The following is a 1,270-nucleotide window of genomic DNA, read 5'->3' as shown; positions in this document are numbered from 1 at the left end:
TGATCCTAACCCGCTTTAACGGACACGAATATCTAACAGAAGATGAGGTGTCCCATGCCCAGATACAACAACCCAAGAAAGACCTGGCAGTATTCAGATGAATTTAAGGCCAAGGCAGTTCAGTTAAGCCTTCTGGATGGCATCCAAGTTCAGGCTGTTGCCAAAACACTCGACATTCACCCTTTCATGCTGTCACGTTGGCGAAAAGAATACCGAGAAGGGAAGATCGTGACCGATAAGCGCAAGAAAGTTGTTGATGTCAGTAAAAAGAAGAAAGAGTTGGCTGAGTTAAAGCGGCTCAAGGCAGATAATGCCAGGCTGAAGCAGGAGAACGATCTACTAAAAAAGTGGCAACGGTTTCTTGCGGAGGAACATCAGCTAGATATCGATTCGTCCAGAGATTCGGAAAAGAGCTAGGGGTGCAGGCTCTTTGTGAGTGGCTGGGCGTGTCACGTAGTGGCTATTACGACTGGTGTAAGCGTCAGCCATCCGAGCGTGATATAGAAGATTCTGAGTTGGCGAAACGAATTAAAGCGATTTATGACGCCAACGATGGCCGTTACGGCAGCCCTCGTATCTTCAAGGTGCTTCAAAAGCAGGGTCTTGCCATTGGTCAAAAGCGAGTGGCGAGATTGATGCGTGAGCACGGCCTGGTCGCCAGAGTGGTGAAGGTCACCCGTCGTCAGCCCGGCTTGAAGCGCTTTATCGCTGCTGGGGAAAATTTGAGACCGGATGGTGGTGTGCCGAAGGCCATGAATAAAGTCTGGGTGGCAGATGTTACATACCTTAAGGTTAAGGACCGGTGGCATTACCTGTCAGCGGTGATGGATCTTTATTCTCGCCGGATTGTGGGGTGGAGCCTTAATGTATCCCGGACAGCGGCAACGACACGGAAGACACTGGCAAGTGCATTGCGAAAGCGTGAACCGGAAGCAGGACTAATGATCCACACAGATCGGGGGATTGAATACCGTGGTGCTGATTATCAGTTGGCCCTAAAGCAGCATGGAATTACTCATAGCCTTAACCGACCTGGTCAATGCACGGATAATGCTCATATGGAGTCGTTCTTTCATACATTGAAAGGTGAGTTATTGAGAGGTCGATTATTCCAAAGTGCTTCAGAGCTACGCTATGCTCTGAGTGGGTACATAAACCAATATTACAACAGGAAACGCCTGCACTCAGGGATTGGCTATTGTTCGCCAATGGAATATGAAGGAATGGCAGCGTAAATAAGCATATGTCCGTTTTATCGGGTGAAGATCAC

General features: G+C 48.7%; 1 protein-coding gene. It reads left to right on the top strand.

Features of this window, described 5'->3' with window-relative positions; genetic code table 11:
* The first annotated feature begins 54 nt into the window (after positions 1 to 54).
* Positions 55 to 1,235, top strand: a protein-coding gene (locus F1529_RS17480) for an IS3 family transposase (RefSeq protein ID WP_155137855.1) whose coding sequence is annotated in 2 segments (ribosomal slippage) — positions 55 to 340 and positions 340 to 1,235 — 1,182 coding nt in all. Because the reading frame shifts where the segments join, the coding sequence is not laid out codon by codon here.
* The last annotated feature ends 35 nt before the right edge of the window (positions 1,236 to 1,270 follow it).

Origin of the sequence: Alcanivorax sp. VBW004 (genome assembly GCF_009718865.1) — a bacterium.
Lineage (GTDB): Bacteria > Pseudomonadota > Gammaproteobacteria > Pseudomonadales > Alcanivoracaceae > Alcanivorax.
Note: the sequence above shows the minus strand (reverse complement) of the source record. Positions and strands in the feature narration are given on the sequence as shown.